This is a genomic window from Glacieibacterium arshaanense, from assembly GCF_004681125.1.
Classification (GTDB): domain Bacteria; phylum Pseudomonadota; class Alphaproteobacteria; order Sphingomonadales; family Sphingomonadaceae; genus Polymorphobacter_A; species Polymorphobacter_A arshaanense.
Genome location: NZ_SIHO01000002.1, coordinates 759,044 through 776,223, shown reverse-complemented (window position 1 = coordinate 776,223; position 17,180 = coordinate 759,044). Strand labels below are relative to the sequence as shown.

Sequence of the window (17,180 nt, the reverse complement as noted above, 5' to 3'; positions counted from 1 at the left end):
CGCGCGCCGCGCGCGCCTGACCAGTCGATGCCGACAAAGGCTTCGAAGGGCCTCCGGCGGGCAGGCGTGACGCCTGCACCCGATTGTTGGGTGCAGGGGTCACGCCTGCCCGCCGGAGGCCCTTTCACTTGGCTCTTTCGGCCCGACGCTCGGCCCACCACGCCATGCGTTCGGCGATGCGCTTTTCGTGGCCACGTTCGGTGGGCGTGTAGAAGCTTTGCGGCGCCATTTCGTCGGGCCAGTAGTTGGCGCCCGAAAAGCCGCCCTCGACGTCATGGTCATAGGCATAGCCTTTGCCGTAGCCGAGGTTCTTCATCAGCTTGGTCGGCGCGTTGAGGATGTTTTGCGGCGGCGTCAGCGAGCCGGTTTCCTTCGCGGCGCGCATTGCGGCTTTGGCGGCGGCATAGGCGCGGTTCGATTTGGGCGCGGTAGCGAGGTAGAGGCAGGCGTGGACGATCGCCAGCTCGCCTTCGGGGGAGCCCAGGAAATCATAGGCATCCTTGGCGGCGAGGCAGACCTGCAACGCGTTCGAATCGGCGAGCCCGATGTCCTCGCTGGCAAAGCGCACCAGCCGGCGCAGCAGGTAGAGCGGCTCCTCGCCCGCGACCAGCATCCGCGCCAGCCAATATAGCGCCGCATCGGGGTCCGAGCCGCGCAGCGATTTGTGCAGCGCCGAGATCAGATTGTAGTGGCCCTCGCGGTCCTTGTCATAGACCGGCATGCGGCGGTGGAGCAGCTCGCCCAGCGCCGCGGGTTCCAGAGGCGCTTCGAGCGCCAGCGAAAACAGCGTCTCGGCCTGGTTGAGCAGGAAGCGCCCGTCACCATCCGCCGACGCGATCAGCGCCTCGCGCGCCTCCACCGTCAGCGGCAGCGTCCGGCCTTCGAGCGTTTCGGCGCGCACCAGCAATGCATCGAGCGCCGCTGCATCGAGCCGGCGCACGATCAGCACCTGCGCGCGGCTGAGAATAGCGGCGTTGAGTTCAAAGCTCGGGTTCTCGGTCGTCGCGCCGACCAGCACCACCGTGCCGTCCTCGACAACGCTCAAGAATCCATCCTGCTGCGCGCGGTTGAAGCGGTGGATCTCATCCACGAACAGCAATGTCGGCACCGATGCCGCACGCGCCTCGGCAAACAGCTTCTTGAGGTCGGCCACCCCCGAAAACACCGCCGACACCCCGACAAACCGCATGCCCACTGCGTCAGCGAGCAGCCGCGCAATCGTCGTCTTGCCGGTGCCGGGCGGCCCCCACAGCACCATGCTGGCGAGCTTGCCCGCTGCCACCATGCGCCCGATCGCGCCGGCCGGCCCGGTAAGATGCTCCTGGCCGACAACCTCGGCGAGCGACGCCGGCCGCAAGCGCTCGGCAAGCGGCGCGACGGGCGGCGTGGAAGGGAACAGGTCGGACATGGCGCGTTGATAGCGCAGGTCTGGATAAGTTGCAGTTGAATTGAAGAGCCTCCGGCGGGCAGGCCTGAGGCTTGCACCCGATTGAAGAGCGCCAAACAAATGGGTGCAGGCCTCAGGCCTGCCCGCCGGAGGCTCTAGCCACTTGACCTAGCTTCAAATTCGTCTGATTCTTGCAGCCATTATATTCGGTCGGGGGACGGACTATATGGCGACACTGGCACCGCGTATCGGCGTGCGCAGCGATCAATGGTTTTATGTCGGCATGGCAGTGCTGTTCGCGGTGATCGCGTTCGGCGGCTTCATTCCGACTTATTGGGCCAAGCTGGCGACCGGCAGCTTTACCGGCAATCCGGTGATGCATGTCCATGGGTTGTTCTTCTTCAGCTGGACGATGCTGTATTTCACCCAGACGTTGCTGGTGGCGACGCGCCGCGTGCCGCTGCATCGCAGCCTGGGGCTGCTCGGCATCGCGCTGGTGTCGGGGATGGCATTCACCGTGGTGTTGGCATCAATCAACGAGATCAAGGTGGCTGACGCCATCGGCATGGGTGATGCGGCGCGGCGCTTTGTCGTGGTGCCGCTGCTGGCGCTGCCGCTTTTCACCGGCTTTTTCGCACTGGCGATTGCCAATGTCCGGCGCCCCGAAATGCACAAGCGGCTGATGATCCTGACGATGATTCCGCTGATGCACGCGGCAATCGCGCGGGTGTTCATGCTGCTGTTCGCACCGCCGGGCGCCGTCGGGCCGCCGCCGGTGATGGTGGCGGTGCCGCCGGGGTTTGCCGCGCTGGCGCTGCTGGCGATCCCGATGGTGCATGACTGGCGCCGGCTCGGGCATGTGCCGCGCGTCTATGTCATCGGCGCCGCGCTGATTCTAGCGTACACACTGCTGCTGGTGCCGGTCGGCAACAGCGCGCCATGGATGTCGTTTGCGCATTCGGTGGAGTCACTGGCCGGCTAGTCAGCCTGTGGTGATCTTTTCTGCGGTGGTTTGCAGTTCGCGCGCGAATTGACTGCACTGTTGCCGAAACGACACGCCATTCTTGCGCTGGATCAATGTTGCAATCGGGTTGCGGCAGTACTCGCTGTGTGTGTTCACACAGGAGGCTGACATGAAGACCAAATTGTTCATCACCGCGGCAATCGCAGCATTGGCGCTGACTGCTCCGGCGCACGCCGAAACCGGTATCGCAAAGGGCGACTGGCTCGTCCGTCTGCGCGGCATCCTGATCGCGCCGACCGGCTCGTCGGGCGGCATCAATCCGATGTTCCCGGCTTCGACGGTCGATATCAACACGAAGTTCGTGCCTGAACTCGACTTTACCTACATGTTCACCGACAACATCGGTGCCGAACTGATCCTCGCCACGTCGAAGCATTCGGCAACGGGCGCTTCGGGCGCGCTGGCCGGCCAGCCGCTGCTCAGCGCCTGGGTGCTGCCCCCGACGCTGACGCTGCAATATCACTTCATGCCGAAGTCGGCCGTGCGTCCGTATGTCGGTGCCGGCATCAACTACACGATCTACTATTCTGAAAGCGCCAGCTCGTTCGTCAATTCGGCGCTCGGTGCGACCGATGTCTCGATGAGCAGCAGCTTCGGCTGGGCAGCCCAGGCCGGCTTCGATGTCGATGTCAGCCCGAAGGTCTTCCTCAACTTCGACGTCAAGTACATCGATATGGGAACGACGGCGACACTGACGACCGGCGCTGTCGTCAACAAGGTTGATGTCAACATCAACCCGATCGTCGCGGGTGTCGGTCTGGGCATGCGCTTCTAAACCAGCTCCGCCAACTACGACAAAGCGGCCGCGCATCGCAAAATGCGCGGCCGTTTTCGATTCGAGTGCCTGTGGCGGGCAGGCCCTTCAACCACCTGCAAACTATAAAAAAATGCCGGTGCGGTCGAAACCGCACCGGCATTTTTCAATGCGTATGCCGCAAAGACTAGCCTTCGGCGGTGTCTTCTTCGACGATTTCGGCGGCGACGACTTCGTCGGTCGCGAGGCCGGGTTCGGCGTTCGGATCATAGTCTTCGGTGAAGCCAGCGTTGTCGCGTTCGAACATGTCGGCGGTGACATCGACACCCTTGGCCTGCAGTTCGGCCTCTTCGGGCGAACGTGCGATGTTGACCTTGATGGTCACCGACACTTCCGGGTGCAGCGCGACGCGGACTTCGTACAGCCCCAGTGCCTTGATCGGACGATCAAGGATGATCTGGTTGCGGCTGACCTTGGCGCCGTCTTCGGTCAGGGCTTCGGCGAGGTCGCGGGTGGCGACCGAACCGTAGAGCTGGCCGGTGTTCGATGCCTGGCGGATCAGAATGACCGACTTGCCTTCGACTGCCTTCGAATCTTCGATGGCGTGGTCGCGCTTCATCGCGTTTTCGGCCTCGATATGGGCACGATTGGCTTCAAAGCGCTTCTTGTTGGCTTCCGAAGCGCGCAACGCCTTGTTGCGCGGCAGCAGGAAGTTGCGTGCGAAGCCGGGCTTGACCGAAACGATCTCGCCGATGTTGCCGAGCTTTTCGACGCGTTCGAGCAGAATGACATCCATTGCTACTCTCCTTACTTGACGAGGAAGGGCAGCAGGCCGAGGTGGCGGGCGCGCTTGATCGCCTGTGCCAGCTCACGCTGCTTTTTGCCCGAAACGGCGGTGATGCGCGACGGGACGATCTTGCCGCGCTCGGAGACGAAGCCCTGAAGCAGGCGGACGTCCTTGTAATCGATCTTGGGCGCATCGGCACCCGAGAACGGGCAGCTCTTGCGACGACGGAAAAACGGGCGACCCATGTTTAAGGTCCTTTCTTAAGCGGCGCGCGGGCGGAAACCGCCACGCTCGCCGTCTGCACGGGGGGCACGTTCGGGACGATCGCCACGTTCGGGACGGTCACCGCCGAAGCCGCGACCTTCGCGTTCGCCGCCGAAGCCGCCGCGTTCGCCACGGTCACCGCCACGGGCGCCATCGCGCTCGCTGCGTTCCGAACGGCGCATCATCGCCGACGGGCCGGCTTCGAGTTCATCGACACGGACGGTCATGTAGCGCAGGACGTCTTCGCTGAGGCCGATCTGGCGCTCGAGTTCGGCGATTGCCGTTGCCGGCGCGTCGATGTCGAGCTGCACATAGTGCGCCTTGCGGTTCTTCTTGATGCGATAGGCGATCGAGCGCAGGCCCCAATATTCGTTCTTGGCGACGCGGCCATTGCCATCGGTAATGATTTTGCTGAAGCCTTCCGTCAACGCTTCGACCTGAGCAGTTGCCAAGTCCTGACGCGCAAGGAAGACATGCTCGTAAAACGGCATGAAATACTCTCCTTTGGCCGATCGCTGACGTCGGACAATCCGACGCCCCTCCGGCTTTCGAAATTTCGCAACCAGCTTGCACCGGAATGCGAAAAACAACGGCGGAGCCAAGGCCCCGCCGTCGTCGCGATGCTCTTTGTCAGAACCGCGCCCGAAACGCAAGTGGTCTCGGGCACGGGTTCGGCAGGCTTAGCCCTTGGTCGAAACGTACAGCGCCCAAAGGTCGGCGATATCCTTCATGTAGCTCTTGGGGTCGACCGCGGCGAACTGCGCCTTGGCAGCGCCCAGGTTGCCGGCCTTGACCAGCGCAATGCCGCCATAGACGCGGGCCTGGTCGGCTGTCGCGCCACCGGCCTTGACCGCCGTTGCATAAGCTGCGGCGGCCTGCGGATACTGGCCAGCACCGAGGAAGGCGTTGCCTGCCTGCAGCGCGGTAGCCGGGTTGGCGGCCTGCTTGGGCGCGGCGGCGAGTGCCGGCGCGGCGCGCGAGCTGGCGGCGGTCATCAGCTTGGCGCTCATCGGGTCGCCGCTGAGGTCGCCGGCCTTGGGCAGCACCGCAACTGCGGTGCCGGGCTGGTTGTTGACGATCGCCAGTTTGCCGAAATCGAGCCAGTCGACCGGACGGTCGATCGCGCCGGTCTGCTGCATCAGGTAGAAGCTCGCGAGGCGCGCTTCGGGGCGCATCGAGGTCTGCATGAAGTTGGTGAGCAGCGCCTTCCAGCGCTCGGGGCTCGAATCGACCTTGATGAGCTTGGTCGTCGTGGCGAGATAGCCCGCCTTGTCGCCGGCCTTGTACTGCGCCGACGCCAGGCTCGACAGATACGCCGGCTTGGGTCCATTGGCCTTGATCAGGTTCTGGTAGGCGACGACCGCATCCTTGGCGCGCCCGGTGTGCAGATACGACTGCGCGATGATGATCTGCATGCCTTCGCCGCCGCCGGCACGCTTGGCGGTGGCAATTGCCTTGTCGTACTGGCCGGCCTGGTAATAGAGCGGCGCCAGCTGCGTCGCGGGCGCGCCGATGCTTTCGAGCTCGGCGGCCGCCTTACCGTACTGGCCGGCGCGCGTGTAGACATAGCCCGCCATCTCGGCGACCTTCTTGCGTTCTTCATCGGTCTTGGCGGCAGCGCGGGCCTGATCGACGGCCTTGATCGCGGCGCCGGTGTTGCCGGCCTTGGCGGCAGCGGCGGCCGACTGCAACGGCTTGCCGACCGCCGACGAAACGGCAGCGGCACCCGGGGCGGCGACGACCAGCGCGGCGAGCACGCCGGCGAGCGAGGCCCGGGCAGCGATACGTTGCATGACTGACTTCATGATGTTCCTCTTGGGTTTGAAAAAGACAAATCGACTCTACCCGCCCGCGTGTGGCCGGTTGATGAACGGGGCGACATTATCGAATCATTCGTCGCGCGCAAACCCAAATGGCAGAAAGCCGGCGCGCGGGTTAAAGGAACAATGTTGCCGATAGCGGACGATTGTTGCCAGCGGCGGGCCGATTGCCTTATCGCCCGCAGCGTGAACCGAAGAGATGGCGCCGGCACAACCGGCCCCAAGGGGAGTGAGTGATGCGCAGGGCTTTTGTGTTTCCAGGGCAAGGCAGCCAGGTCGTCGGCATGGGCAAGGCGCTCGCCGCCGCCAGCCCGGTGGCGCGCGCGACGTTCGAGGAAGTCGATGACGCGCTGAACCAGAAGCTGTCGGCGTTGATGTTCGATGGCCCCGAGGATGCGCTGCAGCTGACCGCCAACGCCCAGCCCGCGATCATGGCGCTGAGCATCGCGGTGCTGCGCGTGCTCGAAAGCGACGGGTTCCGGCTCGCCGACAAGGCGGCTTATGTCGCCGGTCACAGCCTCGGCGAATATAGCGCGCTGTGCGCGGCGGGCGCGCTCAGCCTCGCCGACACGGCGCGGCTGCTCAAGCTGCGCGGCACCGCGATGCAGGCCGCCGTCCCCGTCGGTGTCGGCGCGATGGCGGCATTGCTCGGCGCCAGCCTCGAACAGGCCGAAGCCGCGTCGCGCGACGCCGCGCAGGGCGAAACCTGCACCGTCGCCAACGACAACGCCCCCGGCCAGGTTGTGATTTCGGGCCATAAGGCCGCCGTCGAACGCGCTATCGAGATCGCCAAGACCTTGGGCGTCAAGCGCGGCATGCTGCTGCCGGTTTCGGCGCCGTTCCATTGCGCGCTGATGCAGCCCGCCGCCGATGCGATGGCGACGGCGCTCGCCACCGCCGCCTTGAACGGCCCGTTCGTGCCGCTTGTCGCCAATGTCACCGCCGCACCGGTCAGCGACCCCGACACCATCCGCGGGCTGCTGGTCGAGCAGGTCACCGGCATGGTGCGCTGGCGCGAATCGGTGCTGGCGATGGCCGAACTCGGCACCGAATGCTTCGTCGAACTCGGCGGCAAGGTCGTCGGCCCGATGATCAAGCGCATCACCCCCGAGCTGCAAGTCGAACACGCCGGCGACATGGACAGCATCGAAGCTCTCGCGAAAGGACTATGACCATGTTCGATTTGACCGGCATGACCGCACTCGTCACCGGCGCCAGCGGCGGGCTGGGTTCCGCCATCGCGCGCGGCCTCGCCGCCCAGGGCGCGCGCGTCGCGCTGTCGGGGACGCGCGTCGCACCGCTCGAGGCGCTCGCCGCCGAGCTGCCGGGGTCGGTGGTGCTCGCCTGCGACCTGTCCGACGCGGCGGCGGTGGATGCGCTCGTCGGTCGCGCGGTCGAAGCGCTCGGGTCGCTTGACATTCTCGTCAACAATGCCGGCGTAACGCGCGACAACCTCGCGATGCGCATGAAGGACGAGGAATGGGACACCGTCATCCGCGTCAATCTTGAAGCCGCCTTCCGCCTTGCCCGCGCCGCGCTGCGCCCGATGATGAAGGCGCGCCACGGCCGCATCATCTCGGTGACTTCGGTCGTCGGAGTCACCGGCAATCCGGGGCAGGTCAATTATGCCGCGTCGAAGGCTGGCCTCATCGGCATGTCAAAGGCGCTGGCGCAGGAAGTCGCCAGCCGCAACGTCACCGTCAATTGCGTCGCGCCCGGCTTCATCACTTCGCCGATGACCGACGTGCTGCCCGAAGCGCAGAAGGAAGCCCTGACGACACGGATTCCCGCCGGCCGGCTCGGCGAAGGTGCCGATATCGCCGCTGCCGTGGTCTATCTGGCGTCGCGCGAGGCGGCGTATGTCACCGGCCAGACGCTACACGTCAACGGCGGGATGGCGATGATTTAGCAAGGGGTGAAAGCCCGCGCGCCGCGCCCAACCACTTGCCACGACGCGCTAGCGCGGCTATCGGCTAGGGGGACACAAAACAGGGGCACCGCGGCGCCAGCCAAGGTCAGCCAATTTCGGAAGGAACGAGCATGAGCGACATCGCAGACCGCGTTAAGAAGATTGTCGTCGAGCACCTCGGCGTCGAAGCCGACAAGGTCACGACCGAATCGAGCTTCATCGACGATCTCGGTGCCGACAGCCTCGACACTGTCGAGCTGGTGATGGCGTTCGAAGAAGAATTCGGCGTCGAAATCCCCGACGATGCAGCCGAGAAGATCCTGACCGTCAAGGACGCGATCGGCTTCATCGAGGCAAACGCCGCGGCCTGAGCCGCGCGCGCCGGGAAGATCAGCTTGATCATCGACCTGCCAAGACGGCTCTCCGCACACGCCGGGGAGCCGTTTTGTTTGGCACCGGCTCCGAAACGGTTTTCTTTGGCGCTTGTCCGCAAGCGCTGGCAGTATGAATTATGGGCCAGACAGCGCCCGCTGGCGGCAGGGTTTGCCGCCACCAACGAAAGGAAGCGCCAATGCGCCGCGTCGTCGTAACCGGACTGGGCATGGTCACACCGCTGGGGGCCAGCGTCGAGCGCACCTGGGCGAACATCCTCGCCTCCAAGTCCGGCGCGCGCCAGATCACCCGCTTCGACGCCAGCGACTATGCCTGCACGATTGCCTGCGAAGTGCTGCGCGGTGATGGGAGCGGCGAAACCTTCGACGCCGACCTCCGCGTCGATCACAAGGTCCAGCGCCAGGTCGATCCGTTCATCATCTACGGCATCGACGCCGCCAGCCAGGCGCTCGAAGATGCCGGGCTGACCGACATGAGCGAGGAAGAACGCTACCGCGCCGGTGTGCTGATGGGTTCGGGCATCGGCGGCCTGCCCGGTATCGAAAAGGAATCGATCGTGCTGTTCGAACGCGGCCCGCGCCGCGTTAGCCCACACTTCGTCCACGGCCGGCTGATCAACCTGATTTCGGGTCAGGTTTCGATCAAATATGGCCTGATGGGGCCCAACCATGCCGTCGTCACCGCCTGCTCGACCGGCGCGCATGCCATCGGCGATGCCGCACGGCTGATCGCCATGGATGACGCCGATGTCATGGTCGCCGGCGGCGCCGAAGGTGCGATCTGCCCGATCGGCATCGCCGGTTTCGCACAGGCACGCGCGCTGTCCACCGGCTTCAACGCCACCCCCGAAAAGGCCTCGCGCCCGTACGACAAGGACCGCGACGGCTTCGTCATGGGCGAAGGCGCCGGCATGGTGGTGCTCGAGGAATATGAACGCGCCAAGGCGCGCGGCGCCAAGATCTACGGCGAAGTCATCGGCTACGGCCTGACCGGCGACGCCTATCACGTCACCGCGCCGCACCCCGAAGGCTCGGGCGCATTCCGTTCGATGCAGATGGCGCTGCGCAAGGCCGGGCTCGACCCGTCGGACATCGACTATATCAACGCGCACGGCACCTCGACACCGATGGGCGACGAGCTCGAACTCGGCGCGGTGCGCCGGCTGTTCGGCTCGGCGATCGAAACCGTGTCGATGTCGTCGACCAAGTCCGCCATCGGCCATTTGCTTGGTGGCGCCGGCGCTGTCGAAAGCATCTTCTGCCTGCTGGCACTGCGCGACCAGGTCGCACCGCCGACGCTCAACCTCGACAATCCGTCGGACGGTTGCATTGGCGTCGACCTCGTCCCGCATGTCGCCAAGACGCGCAAGATCAAGGCCGTGCTCAACAACAGCTTCGGCTTCGGCGGCACCAACGCGACGCTGGTGATGCGCGCGGTCTAGGGATGGGGAAAGAGCCTCCGGCGGGCAGGGCCTTGGCCCTGCACCCATTAGTTTCGATGCGCTCGATACGCACCCACAGGGCTATGCCCAACATTCGGGTGCAGGGCTTGCGGCCCTGCCCGCCGGAGGCCCTTCGCTTCCCTCCGTCTTGCTGTAACTAGCAATGGTCGCGCCCGGAAAACCGAAGCGCTCGCCACTGGCATGGTGGGCGCTGATTGCGGCGCTGCTGCTGGTCATCGGTGCCGGTTTCGCCGCGCAACGCTGGTCAGCGCGCTCGCCAGCGGGGGCGCCGCTGGTGACAGTCGAGGTGCCGGCGGGCGCGAGTTTGCGGCAGGCCGCCGCACAGCTTGAGGACGCGGGACTGGTCGAGCAACCCGCGCTGTTCGTGGCGATGGCGCGGGCGGTCGGCGGCGGCCGCGGCGTGCAGGCCGGCAGCTACGCAATCCCCAAGGGGCTGGGCTATGGCGGCATTTTGTCGATGCTGCAGTCGGGGCGGGTGGCGACAACGCGCGTGACAATTCCCGAAGGCTGGCCGTCGGTGATGGTCGCCGAACGGCTGCGTGGTAACGAAGACCTGACCGGCGATATCGCGGTGCCAGCCGAAGGCTCGGTACTGCCTGACACCTATCATTTCGCCAACGGCAGTCCGCGCGCCGATGCGGTCACGACGATGCAGGCGGCAATGAAGCGCACGCTCGCTGAACTCTGGCCCAAGCGCACCGCATTGAGCGTCGTCAAGACGCCCGAGGAGGCGGTGATTCTGGCATCGATCGTCGAGAAGGAAACCGGCAAGGCGAGCGAGCGCCGGATGATCGCCGGCGTCTATTCGAACCGGCTGCGGATTGGCATGAAGCTGGATGCCGACCCGACGGTCATCTACCCGATCACCCAGGGCAAGCCGCTCGGCCGCCGCATCAAGCGCTCCGAGCTCGATGCCGATAATGGCTACAACACCTATGCGCGCGCCGGGCTGCCGAAGGGGCCAATTGCCAATCCGGGGCGTGCATCGATTGCCGCGGTGCTCGATCCCGAACCGACCAAGGCGCTGTATTTCGTCGCCGATGGCAGCGGCGGCCATGTGTTTGCGACCACGCTCGCCGAACACAATGCCAATGTCGCGAAATGGTATGTGCTGCGCCGGTCGCGGGGTGAAATGTGAGCACCACCGGACTGTTGGTGCGCGCCGGTGCCGTCGCGACGCTGGCGTGGCTGACGGGGTTCGTGTTGTTCACCGCGACGCTTCCCGAAGCAACGCCGCTGGCGGTCGCGACCGATGCCGTGGTCGTACTGACCGGCGGGCCGGGCCGTCTGGCACGCGGCGTCGCGGTCATGCAGGCCGGCTCGGCCAAGCGCATGCTGGTGTCGGGGGTAGGCGAGGCGGTGACGCGCGCCGAGCTCGCGGCGACGCTCGACTCCGATATCGATGGCCACAGCCTCGATGCGGCAGCGCGCATCGCCAACCGTCGGCTGCTCGCCAGCCACGTCGACCTTGGCTACAGCGCCGTCGACACGCGCTCGAACGCCGCGGAGACCACCGACTGGATCGCCGCGAACGATTTCCATTCGCTGCGGCTGGTGACCAGCGCCTGGCACATGCGCCGCGCCGAACTCGAACTGCGCGCGCAACTGCCCGCCAATATTGTCATCGTGACTGATGCTGTGCCCAATGAACCGGCTGCCGCCCGCGTCGCGCGCGAGTATAACAAGCTGCTGTTGCGCTGGGTCGTGCTCAAGCTGGGAATTGCCCGATGAACTGGTTACGGTCGCTGCTGTTCACCATCGTCTTCTACATCGGCTCGGTGCCGACGGTGCTGGCGGCTGCCGCCGGTGCGCTGATTTCGCCTGCGGCGCTGGTCTGGGGCTCGAAATTCTGGTCGCGCTGGTTCTACTGGTGCGCGACCAACCTGATGGGTATCAAGCTGATCGTCGAGGGCGAGGTGCCGCAGAACGGCGTCATCGTCGCGATGAAGCACCAGGCCGGGTTCGAGGCGATCCTGACGCTGTGGCTGTTCGACAACCCGGCCGTAGTGATGAAGGCCGAGCTCCACAAGATCCCGTTCTGGGGCTTTGTCGCGGCCAAGCACGGCACCATCCCGGTCGACCGCGCCGGGTCGGCATCCGCCTTGCGCGCGATGATGGCGGCGGCGCGCAGTGCGTTGGCGCAGGACCGGCCGATCGTGATTTTCCCCGAAGGCACGCGCACTGCTGTCGGTGACCAGCCCAAGCTCCAATCCGGGTTCGCCGGGCTCTACAAGATGCTCAAGGTGCCGGTGGTGCCGGTGGCGCTCGATTCGGGAAAGTGCTGGCCAAAGGGGTTGGTCAAGCACCCCGGCACGATCACCATCCGCTTCCTGCCGGCCATCGCGCCAGGCCTGAAGCGCGAGGATATCGAGGCGCAGATCCACGCCGCGATCAACCAGCTCAACTGATGAATACGCCTACTAAACGTCGTTTCCCGTTGTGGCTGACGCTGGTGCCGCTGGTGCTTGGCATTGGCGCCTATTGGTTGATGTGGAGCGGCTTCCGCGACCGTTTCGCCGATGACATTCGTGCGGTGATGCCCGATGCGACCACCGAGGTCAGCGGCTTTCCCTACCGCCTCGAAGACCAGATCAAGGCACCAGCGCTGCGCCACGACAGCCCCGGCTTGCGCGCCACTGCCAGTGCCGAGGTGGCGGTACTCAACCGCGGTCCATGGCAGCCCGATCTGACGGTGCTGGCGTTCAAGCAACCACGCTTTGCCGTCGCGGTGCCACCGCTCGCCGACGCCAGCATCGCGCTGTCGGCCCCGCTCGGCAGTGCCAGCCTGCGACTTGACGGCAAGCGGCTGGCACGGCTCTCGACGCACTTCGATAACGCAACGCTCACCATCGGCCTGCTGCCTGTACCGCTGACTGCCGACAGCTTCGAGCTCCACCTACGCGAGATGACCCCCGCCAAAACCGAGGGCGCCGCCCCCACCGCCGCCCCCGTCGCGCAATTCGTGCTCAAGGGCGCGGGCGCCAAACTCGGCGGCGGCGACCCGCTGACCTTGACCGCCGACTTCAATGCCACCGGCAGCGCGCTGGTCCGCAGCTATGCCGGCTGGGCGCAACGCGGCACGGTCGAACTGACCGCATTGACGCTGACCGACGCCACCGGAGAAGTGCTCAGCGCCAGCGGCAGCGCGGTGCCGCAGGGCGGCCGGCTGGCGATTGCCGGCACGGTGACGACGGTTTGCCCGCATATGCTGCGTGCCGCGTTCGCCGGCACCCCCGCCCCGCCCGAAAAGCGCCTGCGTGTCGCGGTGCGGATGCCGGTGACGGTGCAGGGCGGCGTGGTGACGCTGGGCGAACCGCCGGCGGGCTGGGAGACACGCCCTGTACGCGGCCAGCAACCGCCGTGCCCGGTGTTGCGGCGCTAGCGCGCCGCCTCAACTCCCGTGCGGGCGGCCGAAGTCGTCGGCGTCGGTGTCTTGCCCGGCATCGATGATGGTGCGGCGCACCGCACGGGTGCGCGTGAACAGCGCCTCCAGGAACTCACCGTCGCCCCAGCGGATGGCGCGTTGCAGTGCGGTCAAATCCTCGCTGAAGCGTTGCAGCACGTCGAGCACCGCGTCCTTGTTGGTCAGGAACACGTCGCGCCACATCACCGGGTCGCTCGCCGCGATGCGGGTGAAGTCGCGGAAGCCGCCCGCGGAATATTTGATGACTTCGGAGCTTGTCACGCCCTCCAGATCCGACGCGGTGCCGACGATCGAATAGGCGATCAGATGCGGCAAATGGCTGGTCACCGCGAGCACCATGTCATGGTGCGCCGGCGTCATTGTTTCGACATTGGCGCCGAGCCGCGTCCAGAACGCATCGACGCGCGCCACCGCCGCAGGATCGGCGTCGGGCCCCGGCGTCAGGATGCACCAGCGGTTGGCGAACAGCGTCGCAAAGCCTGCGTCAGGCCCCGATTTTTCGGTGCCCGCGACCGGATGCGCCGGCACCAGCGCGACACCCTTGGGCAGCACCGCGCCAAGGTCGGTCAGCACCTGGCCCTTGACCGAACCGACGTCGGACACCACCGCGCCGGGGCTCAAATCCGCAGCGAAGCTTTCGGCAATCGCCCGCATCGCGCGCACCGGCACGCATAGCACCACCAGGTCGGCATCGACCACTGCTGCCGCCGCTGTATCGGTAACATCGTCAGCCAGATCGAGCGCCAGCACGCGCGCGCGCACATCAGCATCGGCGTCATGCACCGTCAGGCGCACCGTCGGCATCAGCGCCCGCACCGCGCGCGCCAGCGACGAGCCGATCAGCCCCATGCCGATAATGGCGACGCGTTCGAAGGGCAGCACCTACGCGGCGCCCTCGACATAGGCGCGCAGCGCGGCGGCAACACCGCGCGTTTCGGCCTCGGTGCCGATCGAAATGCGCAGGCAGCGGCCCAACCCCTGCCCCGGCAACCAGCGCACCAGATAGCCCGCCGCCATCAACGCGGTGTTGGCGCCGTCGGCGGTCACCGGCCCTGATTCCGGGAATTCGATCATAATGAAATTGCCCGCCGACGGAATGGCGCGCAGCCCGGCGTTGCCCATGCTGGCAATTTCACCCGCCAGCCACGTCCGCCACTGCGCGTTGTGCGTGCGGCACTTGGCGATCCAGTCCTGGTCGGCAATCGCCGCCAGCGCGCCTGCACCACCGGCGCTGGGCACGTTGAACGGGCCACGGATGCGGTTGACCGCATCGATGATGCCCGGCGCGCCATAGCCCCAGCCGATGCGTTCGGCGGCCAGCCCGTAGATCTTCGAAAACGTCCGCGTGACGATGACATTGTCATGGTCGCGCGCCAGTTCGAACCCTGTCTCATACGCCGGATCGTCGATGTATTCGGCGTACGCCGCGTCATAGACAAACACGATATCGCTGCGCAGCCCGGCGTGCAGCCGCCGCACTTCGGCGCCCGAAATCAGCGTGCCGGTCGGGTTGTTGGGGTTGGCGAGATAGACAATGCGGGTGCGCGGCGTAACGGCAGCGAGCAGCGCATCGACGTCGGCCGCATAGTCATTGTCGGCCGCCTCGACCGGCGTTGCACCGGCGCGACGCGCGGCAATCGGATAGACCATGAAGCTGTTGCGCGCGAACAGCACTTCGTCGCCGACGCCGGCATAGGCGAGCGCCAGCAGTTGCAAAATCTCGTCCGACCCGGTGCCGCAGACAATACGGTCGGCCTCCAGCCCGTGCAGTCCGGCAATCGCCTCGCGCAGCGCCACCGAGGCGCCGTCGGGGTAGCGATGCGCCTGGCCGGCAATCGCGCCCATCGCGGCAATCGCCTTGGGACTCGGCCCAAGCGGGTTCTCGTTCGACGACAGTTTGACGGGCTCGGCGATACCGTCGAGCTTCGACTTGCCGGGTGTATAGGCGTGAATCGCATCGATCCACGGCTTCATCTTCGGGGTGCTGGTCATGGCCGCGGCTTTAGCCGCGTTGCGGCGCGCTGCGCAAGGGGCGCGGCGATGAGGTGACAGGGCCTCCGGCGGGCAGGGGCTTGCCCCTGCACCCGAAATTCAGGCCGGTGCCTCACCCGTAGCGCCAGCCGCAATGGCTCCGCCGCAATCTTATGGGTGCAGGGGCAAGCCCCTGCCCGCCGGAGGCTCTTCCCTGCCCTACTCGGCCGCCATCGCCAGTTCAGCCGACTGCGGCCCACGGATGACGCGGCCCGGGCGCGCCGCTTGCACCACGCCATCGCGGAAGGTGACTTCGCCCGACTTGACCGTCACGACATAGCCCTCGGCCTTTTGCAGCAGTCGCTTGCCGCCGGCGGGCAGGTCGAACGCCAGCCACGGCTTGCCGAGCTTGATACGGTCCATGTCGATGACGTTGACGTCGGCGAGATAGCCCGGTGCGAGCAGCCCGCGGTCTTCGAGGCCGTAGAGCAATGCGGTGTCGCGGCACTGGCGCTTGATGGCATTTTCCAGCGTGATGCGCCCCTGCTTGCGGTCGCGCACCCAATATTCGAGCATGAACGTCGGCGAGGCAGCGTCGCAGATCGTGCCGCAATGCGCGCCGCCGTCGGACAACGAGTTGACGCAATCGTCGCTGGTCTGGAGCGATTCGAGGAAGTTGAGATTGCCGTCGGCGTAGTTCAGGACCGGGAAATAGATGAACCCGGCGCCGTCGTTGCGCATCAGCAGGTCGTAGGCATATTCGGCGCCCGACACTCCCGCGGCAGCAGCGCGCGCCATGATCGATTCAGATTGCGTCGGCTCATAGTTGAAGCCTTCGTCCATTTCATACTGGGTGAACCAGCCGCCGGTGACGACCTGCAGCAGCGGCAGCACATCGGTTTCGGGATAGACCGATTCCTCGGCAATCATCCGCGCGCGGAACGCCGGGTCCTGCAGCTTGGCGTATTGCGCGGCCCACGGCAGTTCGGCGATTTCGGCCCAGGCGGGCTTCAGGCGGAACGGGTGTACGGTGCCGCGCCACGCCATGACGATGCCGTTACCGCGCAGCGCGATCTGCGCGACGATATTCGCGCCCTTCGCATTCTGCGCGCGCATTTCGGAAATCTGCTCGTCGAGCGGCAGTTCCTTGGCGATCGACTGCAGCGCCGCGAAGGTGACGGGCATGCCGGTTTCGCGGCTGAGGTCGCCCATCCATTCGAATTCGTTCCATTCGCGCTTGAGGTCGCTCGCCATTTCGAACACGCCGTGGCCGGCGCGGCCCATGGCGCGGCCGATGCCGAGCAGTTCTTCCTTGGTCGCGGTGGTGCCGGGCACCAGCACGCCGTCGACCGACTTGTGCAGGATGGTGCGCGACGTCGAGAACCCCAGCGCGCCGGCGCGCAGGCCTTCCTCGACGATCTTCGACATTTGCGCGATGTCGGTTTCGGTCGGCGCTTCGTTGTTGGCGCCGCGCTCACCCATGACATAGGCGCGCACCGCACCGTGCGGGACGTGGGTGCCGACATCGACAGTGCGCGGCAGCTTTTCGAGCGCGTCCATATACTGCGGGAAGGTCTCCCAGTCCCAGGTCATGCCTTCGGCGAGCGCAGTGCCGGGGATGTCCTCGACGCCTTCCATCAGCCCGATCAGCCATTCATGCTTGTCAGGCTTGGCGGGTGCGAAGCCGACGCCGCAATTGCCCATGACGACGGTGGTGACGCCGTGCCACGACGACGGGCCCATTTCGGAATCCCAGGTCGCCTGGCCGTCATAATGCGTGTGGATATCGACAAAGCCGGGGGTGACGATCTTGCCGGTGGCATCGATTTCCTCACGGCCCTTGGCGGTCACCGTGCCGACCAGGCTGATGCGGTTGCCGTCGATGGCGACATCGCCGGTGTACGGCTTGCCGCCGCTGCCATCGACAATCGTGCCGCCGCGAATGACCAGATCATGCATTTCGACTCTCCCCAGAGCTTGTCTCG

Annotated in this window: 19 protein-coding genes; 10 read left to right on the top strand and 9 right to left on the bottom strand. The window is 65.9% G+C overall.

Going from position 1 to position 17,180, the window contains the following annotated elements; all coding sequences use genetic code 11:
• Window positions 1-124 precede the first annotated feature (124 nt).
• Window positions 125-1,408: a replication-associated recombination protein A gene (locus EUV02_RS09930; protein ID WP_135246069.1), complete on the bottom strand. Its 1,284-nt coding sequence runs from the start codon at window positions 1,406-1,408 to the stop codon at window positions 125-127.
• A 205-nt stretch (window positions 1,409-1,613) separates the two neighbouring features.
• Between EUV02_RS09930 and EUV02_RS09925 the strand changes: the two genes are divergently transcribed.
• On the top strand, window positions 1,614-2,369 hold the full coding sequence (locus tag EUV02_RS09925) for a hypothetical protein (RefSeq protein WP_135246068.1): 756 nt from the start codon (window positions 1,614-1,616) through the stop codon (window positions 2,367-2,369).
• On the opposite strand, the gene EUV02_RS15660 is transcribed toward EUV02_RS09925, so the two are convergent.
• Entirely contained in the window at window positions 2,370-2,540 is a 171-nt protein-coding gene (locus EUV02_RS15660) for a hypothetical protein (RefSeq protein WP_166430590.1), read from the bottom strand.
• Between EUV02_RS15660 and EUV02_RS09920 the strand changes: the two genes are divergently transcribed.
• Window positions 2,521-3,186 carry an OmpW/AlkL family protein gene (locus tag EUV02_RS09920; RefSeq protein WP_135246067.1) on the top strand — a complete coding sequence of 222 codons (666 nt, stop codon included), beginning with the start codon at window positions 2,521-2,523 and terminating at the stop codon, window positions 3,184-3,186. The two genes, EUV02_RS15660 and EUV02_RS09920, sit on opposite strands and share 20 nt — an antisense overlap.
• A 166-nt stretch (window positions 3,187-3,352) precedes the next feature.
• Here EUV02_RS09920 and rplI read toward each other — a convergent pair whose 3' ends face one another.
• From rplI to EUV02_RS09900, 4 genes are all read right to left on the bottom strand, one after another.
• Window positions 3,353-3,961, bottom strand: a complete 609-nt coding sequence (gene rplI, locus EUV02_RS09915; RefSeq protein ID WP_135246066.1) for a 50S ribosomal protein L9 — start codon at window positions 3,959-3,961, stop codon at window positions 3,353-3,355.
• A gap of 11 nt (window positions 3,962-3,972) precedes the next feature.
• The gene (rpsR, locus tag EUV02_RS09910) at window positions 3,973-4,197 is read right to left on the bottom strand and encodes a 30S ribosomal protein S18 (protein ID WP_135246065.1); all 225 of its coding nucleotides are present in this window, start codon (window positions 4,195-4,197) and stop codon (window positions 3,973-3,975) included.
• A gap of 15 nt (window positions 4,198-4,212) precedes the next feature.
• Entirely contained in the window at window positions 4,213-4,707 is a 495-nt protein-coding gene (gene rpsF / locus EUV02_RS09905; protein ID WP_135246064.1) for a 30S ribosomal protein S6, read from the bottom strand.
• A 189-nt stretch (window positions 4,708-4,896) separates the two neighbouring features.
• A complete protein-coding gene (locus EUV02_RS09900) occupies window positions 4,897-6,021 on the bottom strand; it encodes a tetratricopeptide repeat protein (RefSeq protein WP_135246063.1) in 1,125 nt (374 codons plus the stop codon).
• A 251-nt stretch (window positions 6,022-6,272) separates the two neighbouring features.
• Between EUV02_RS09900 and fabD the strand changes: the two genes are divergently transcribed.
• The 8 genes from fabD to EUV02_RS09860 all read left to right on the top strand — a co-directional run bounded on the left by fabD (window position 6,273) and on the right by EUV02_RS09860 (window position 13,182).
• A complete protein-coding gene (gene fabD, locus EUV02_RS09895; RefSeq protein WP_135246062.1) occupies window positions 6,273-7,208 on the top strand; it encodes an ACP S-malonyltransferase in 936 nt (311 codons plus the stop codon).
• A 2-nt stretch (window positions 7,209-7,210) separates the two neighbouring features.
• A complete protein-coding gene (fabG, locus tag EUV02_RS09890) occupies window positions 7,211-7,945 on the top strand; it encodes a 3-oxoacyl-[acyl-carrier-protein] reductase (protein WP_135246061.1) in 735 nt (244 codons plus the stop codon).
• A 131-nt stretch (window positions 7,946-8,076) separates the two neighbouring features.
• A complete protein-coding gene (locus tag EUV02_RS09885) occupies window positions 8,077-8,316 on the top strand; it encodes an acyl carrier protein (protein ID WP_135246060.1) in 240 nt (79 codons plus the stop codon).
• 200 nt (window positions 8,317-8,516) lie between these two features.
• A complete protein-coding gene (fabF, locus tag EUV02_RS09880; RefSeq protein ID WP_135246059.1) occupies window positions 8,517-9,779 on the top strand; it encodes a beta-ketoacyl-ACP synthase II in 1,263 nt (420 codons plus the stop codon).
• A 163-nt stretch (window positions 9,780-9,942) separates the two neighbouring features.
• Window positions 9,943-10,938: an endolytic transglycosylase MltG gene (gene mltG, locus EUV02_RS09875; protein WP_135246058.1), complete on the top strand. Its 996-nt coding sequence runs from the start codon at window positions 9,943-9,945 to the stop codon at window positions 10,936-10,938.
• Window positions 10,935-11,531 carry a YdcF family protein gene (locus EUV02_RS09870; protein WP_341533709.1) on the top strand — a complete coding sequence of 199 codons (597 nt, stop codon included), beginning with the start codon at window positions 10,935-10,937 and terminating at the stop codon, window positions 11,529-11,531. The genes mltG and EUV02_RS09870 overlap by 4 nt, the downstream gene beginning before the upstream one ends.
• Window positions 11,528-12,208: a lysophospholipid acyltransferase family protein gene (locus tag EUV02_RS09865; RefSeq protein ID WP_135246057.1), complete on the top strand. Its 681-nt coding sequence runs from the start codon at window positions 11,528-11,530 to the stop codon at window positions 12,206-12,208. The genes EUV02_RS09870 and EUV02_RS09865 overlap by 4 nt, the downstream gene beginning before the upstream one ends.
• Window positions 12,208-13,182 carry a DUF2125 domain-containing protein gene (locus EUV02_RS09860; protein ID WP_135246056.1) on the top strand — a complete coding sequence of 325 codons (975 nt, stop codon included), beginning with the start codon at window positions 12,208-12,210 and terminating at the stop codon, window positions 13,180-13,182. Before EUV02_RS09865 ends, EUV02_RS09860 begins: the two co-directional genes overlap by 1 nt.
• A gap of 9 nt (window positions 13,183-13,191) precedes the next feature.
• On the opposite strand, the gene EUV02_RS09855 is transcribed toward EUV02_RS09860, so the two are convergent.
• The 3 genes from EUV02_RS09855 to EUV02_RS09845 all read right to left on the bottom strand — a co-directional run bounded on the left by EUV02_RS09855 (window position 13,192) and on the right by EUV02_RS09845 (window position 17,154).
• Entirely contained in the window at window positions 13,192-14,106 is a 915-nt protein-coding gene (locus EUV02_RS09855) for a prephenate/arogenate dehydrogenase family protein (protein WP_135246055.1), read from the bottom strand.
• The gene (gene hisC / locus EUV02_RS09850; RefSeq protein ID WP_135246054.1) at window positions 14,107-15,216 is read right to left on the bottom strand and encodes a histidinol-phosphate transaminase; all 1,110 of its coding nucleotides are present in this window, start codon (window positions 15,214-15,216) and stop codon (window positions 14,107-14,109) included.
• A 198-nt stretch (window positions 15,217-15,414) separates the two neighbouring features.
• Window positions 15,415-17,154 (bottom strand): N-acyl-D-amino-acid deacylase family protein, encoded by a 1,740-nt coding sequence (locus tag EUV02_RS09845; RefSeq protein ID WP_135246053.1) that lies wholly within the window; start codon window positions 17,152-17,154, stop codon window positions 15,415-15,417.
• Window positions 17,155-17,180 lie beyond the last annotated feature (26 nt).

What these genes read in the sequence shown, in the direction of transcription:
- hisC (WP_135246054.1), bottom strand. Translation starts at nt 15,216, where the DNA reads ATGACCAGCACCCCGAAGATGAAGCCGTGGATCGATGCGATTCACGCC.
- mltG (WP_135246058.1), top strand. Translation starts at nt 9,943, where the DNA reads ATGGTCGCGCCCGGAAAACCGAAGCGCTCGCCACTGGCATGGTGGGCG.
- rpsR (WP_135246065.1), bottom strand. Translation starts at nt 4,197, where the DNA reads ATGGGTCGCCCGTTTTTCCGTCGTCGCAAGAGCTGCCCGTTCTCGGGT.
- EUV02_RS09930 (WP_135246069.1), bottom strand. Translation starts at nt 1,408, where the DNA reads ATGTCCGACCTGTTCCCTTCCACGCCGCCCGTCGCGCCGCTTGCCGAG.
- fabD (WP_135246062.1), top strand. Translation starts at nt 6,273, where the DNA reads ATGCGCAGGGCTTTTGTGTTTCCAGGGCAAGGCAGCCAGGTCGTCGGC.
- EUV02_RS09885 (WP_135246060.1), top strand. Translation starts at nt 8,077, where the DNA reads ATGAGCGACATCGCAGACCGCGTTAAGAAGATTGTCGTCGAGCACCTC.
- EUV02_RS09900 (WP_135246063.1), bottom strand. Translation starts at nt 6,021, where the DNA reads ATGAAGTCAGTCATGCAACGTATCGCTGCCCGGGCCTCGCTCGCCGGC.
- fabG (WP_135246061.1), top strand. Translation starts at nt 7,211, where the DNA reads ATGTTCGATTTGACCGGCATGACCGCACTCGTCACCGGCGCCAGCGGC.
- EUV02_RS15660 (WP_166430590.1), bottom strand. Translation starts at nt 2,540, where the DNA reads ATGAACAATTTGGTCTTCATGTCAGCCTCCTGTGTGAACACACACAGC.
- fabF (WP_135246059.1), top strand. Translation starts at nt 8,517, where the DNA reads ATGCGCCGCGTCGTCGTAACCGGACTGGGCATGGTCACACCGCTGGGG.
- rpsF (WP_135246064.1), bottom strand. Translation starts at nt 4,707, where the DNA reads ATGCCGTTTTACGAGCATGTCTTCCTTGCGCGTCAGGACTTGGCAACT.
- EUV02_RS09860 (WP_135246056.1), top strand. Translation starts at nt 12,208, where the DNA reads ATGAATACGCCTACTAAACGTCGTTTCCCGTTGTGGCTGACGCTGGTG.
- EUV02_RS09925 (WP_135246068.1), top strand. Translation starts at nt 1,614, where the DNA reads ATGGCGACACTGGCACCGCGTATCGGCGTGCGCAGCGATCAATGGTTT.
- rplI (WP_135246066.1), bottom strand. Translation starts at nt 3,961, where the DNA reads ATGGATGTCATTCTGCTCGAACGCGTCGAAAAGCTCGGCAACATCGGC.
- EUV02_RS09865 (WP_135246057.1), top strand. Translation starts at nt 11,528, where the DNA reads ATGAACTGGTTACGGTCGCTGCTGTTCACCATCGTCTTCTACATCGGC.
- EUV02_RS09845 (WP_135246053.1), bottom strand. Translation starts at nt 17,154, where the DNA reads ATGCATGATCTGGTCATTCGCGGCGGCACGATTGTCGATGGCAGCGGC.
- EUV02_RS09920 (WP_135246067.1), top strand. Translation starts at nt 2,521, where the DNA reads ATGAAGACCAAATTGTTCATCACCGCGGCAATCGCAGCATTGGCGCTG.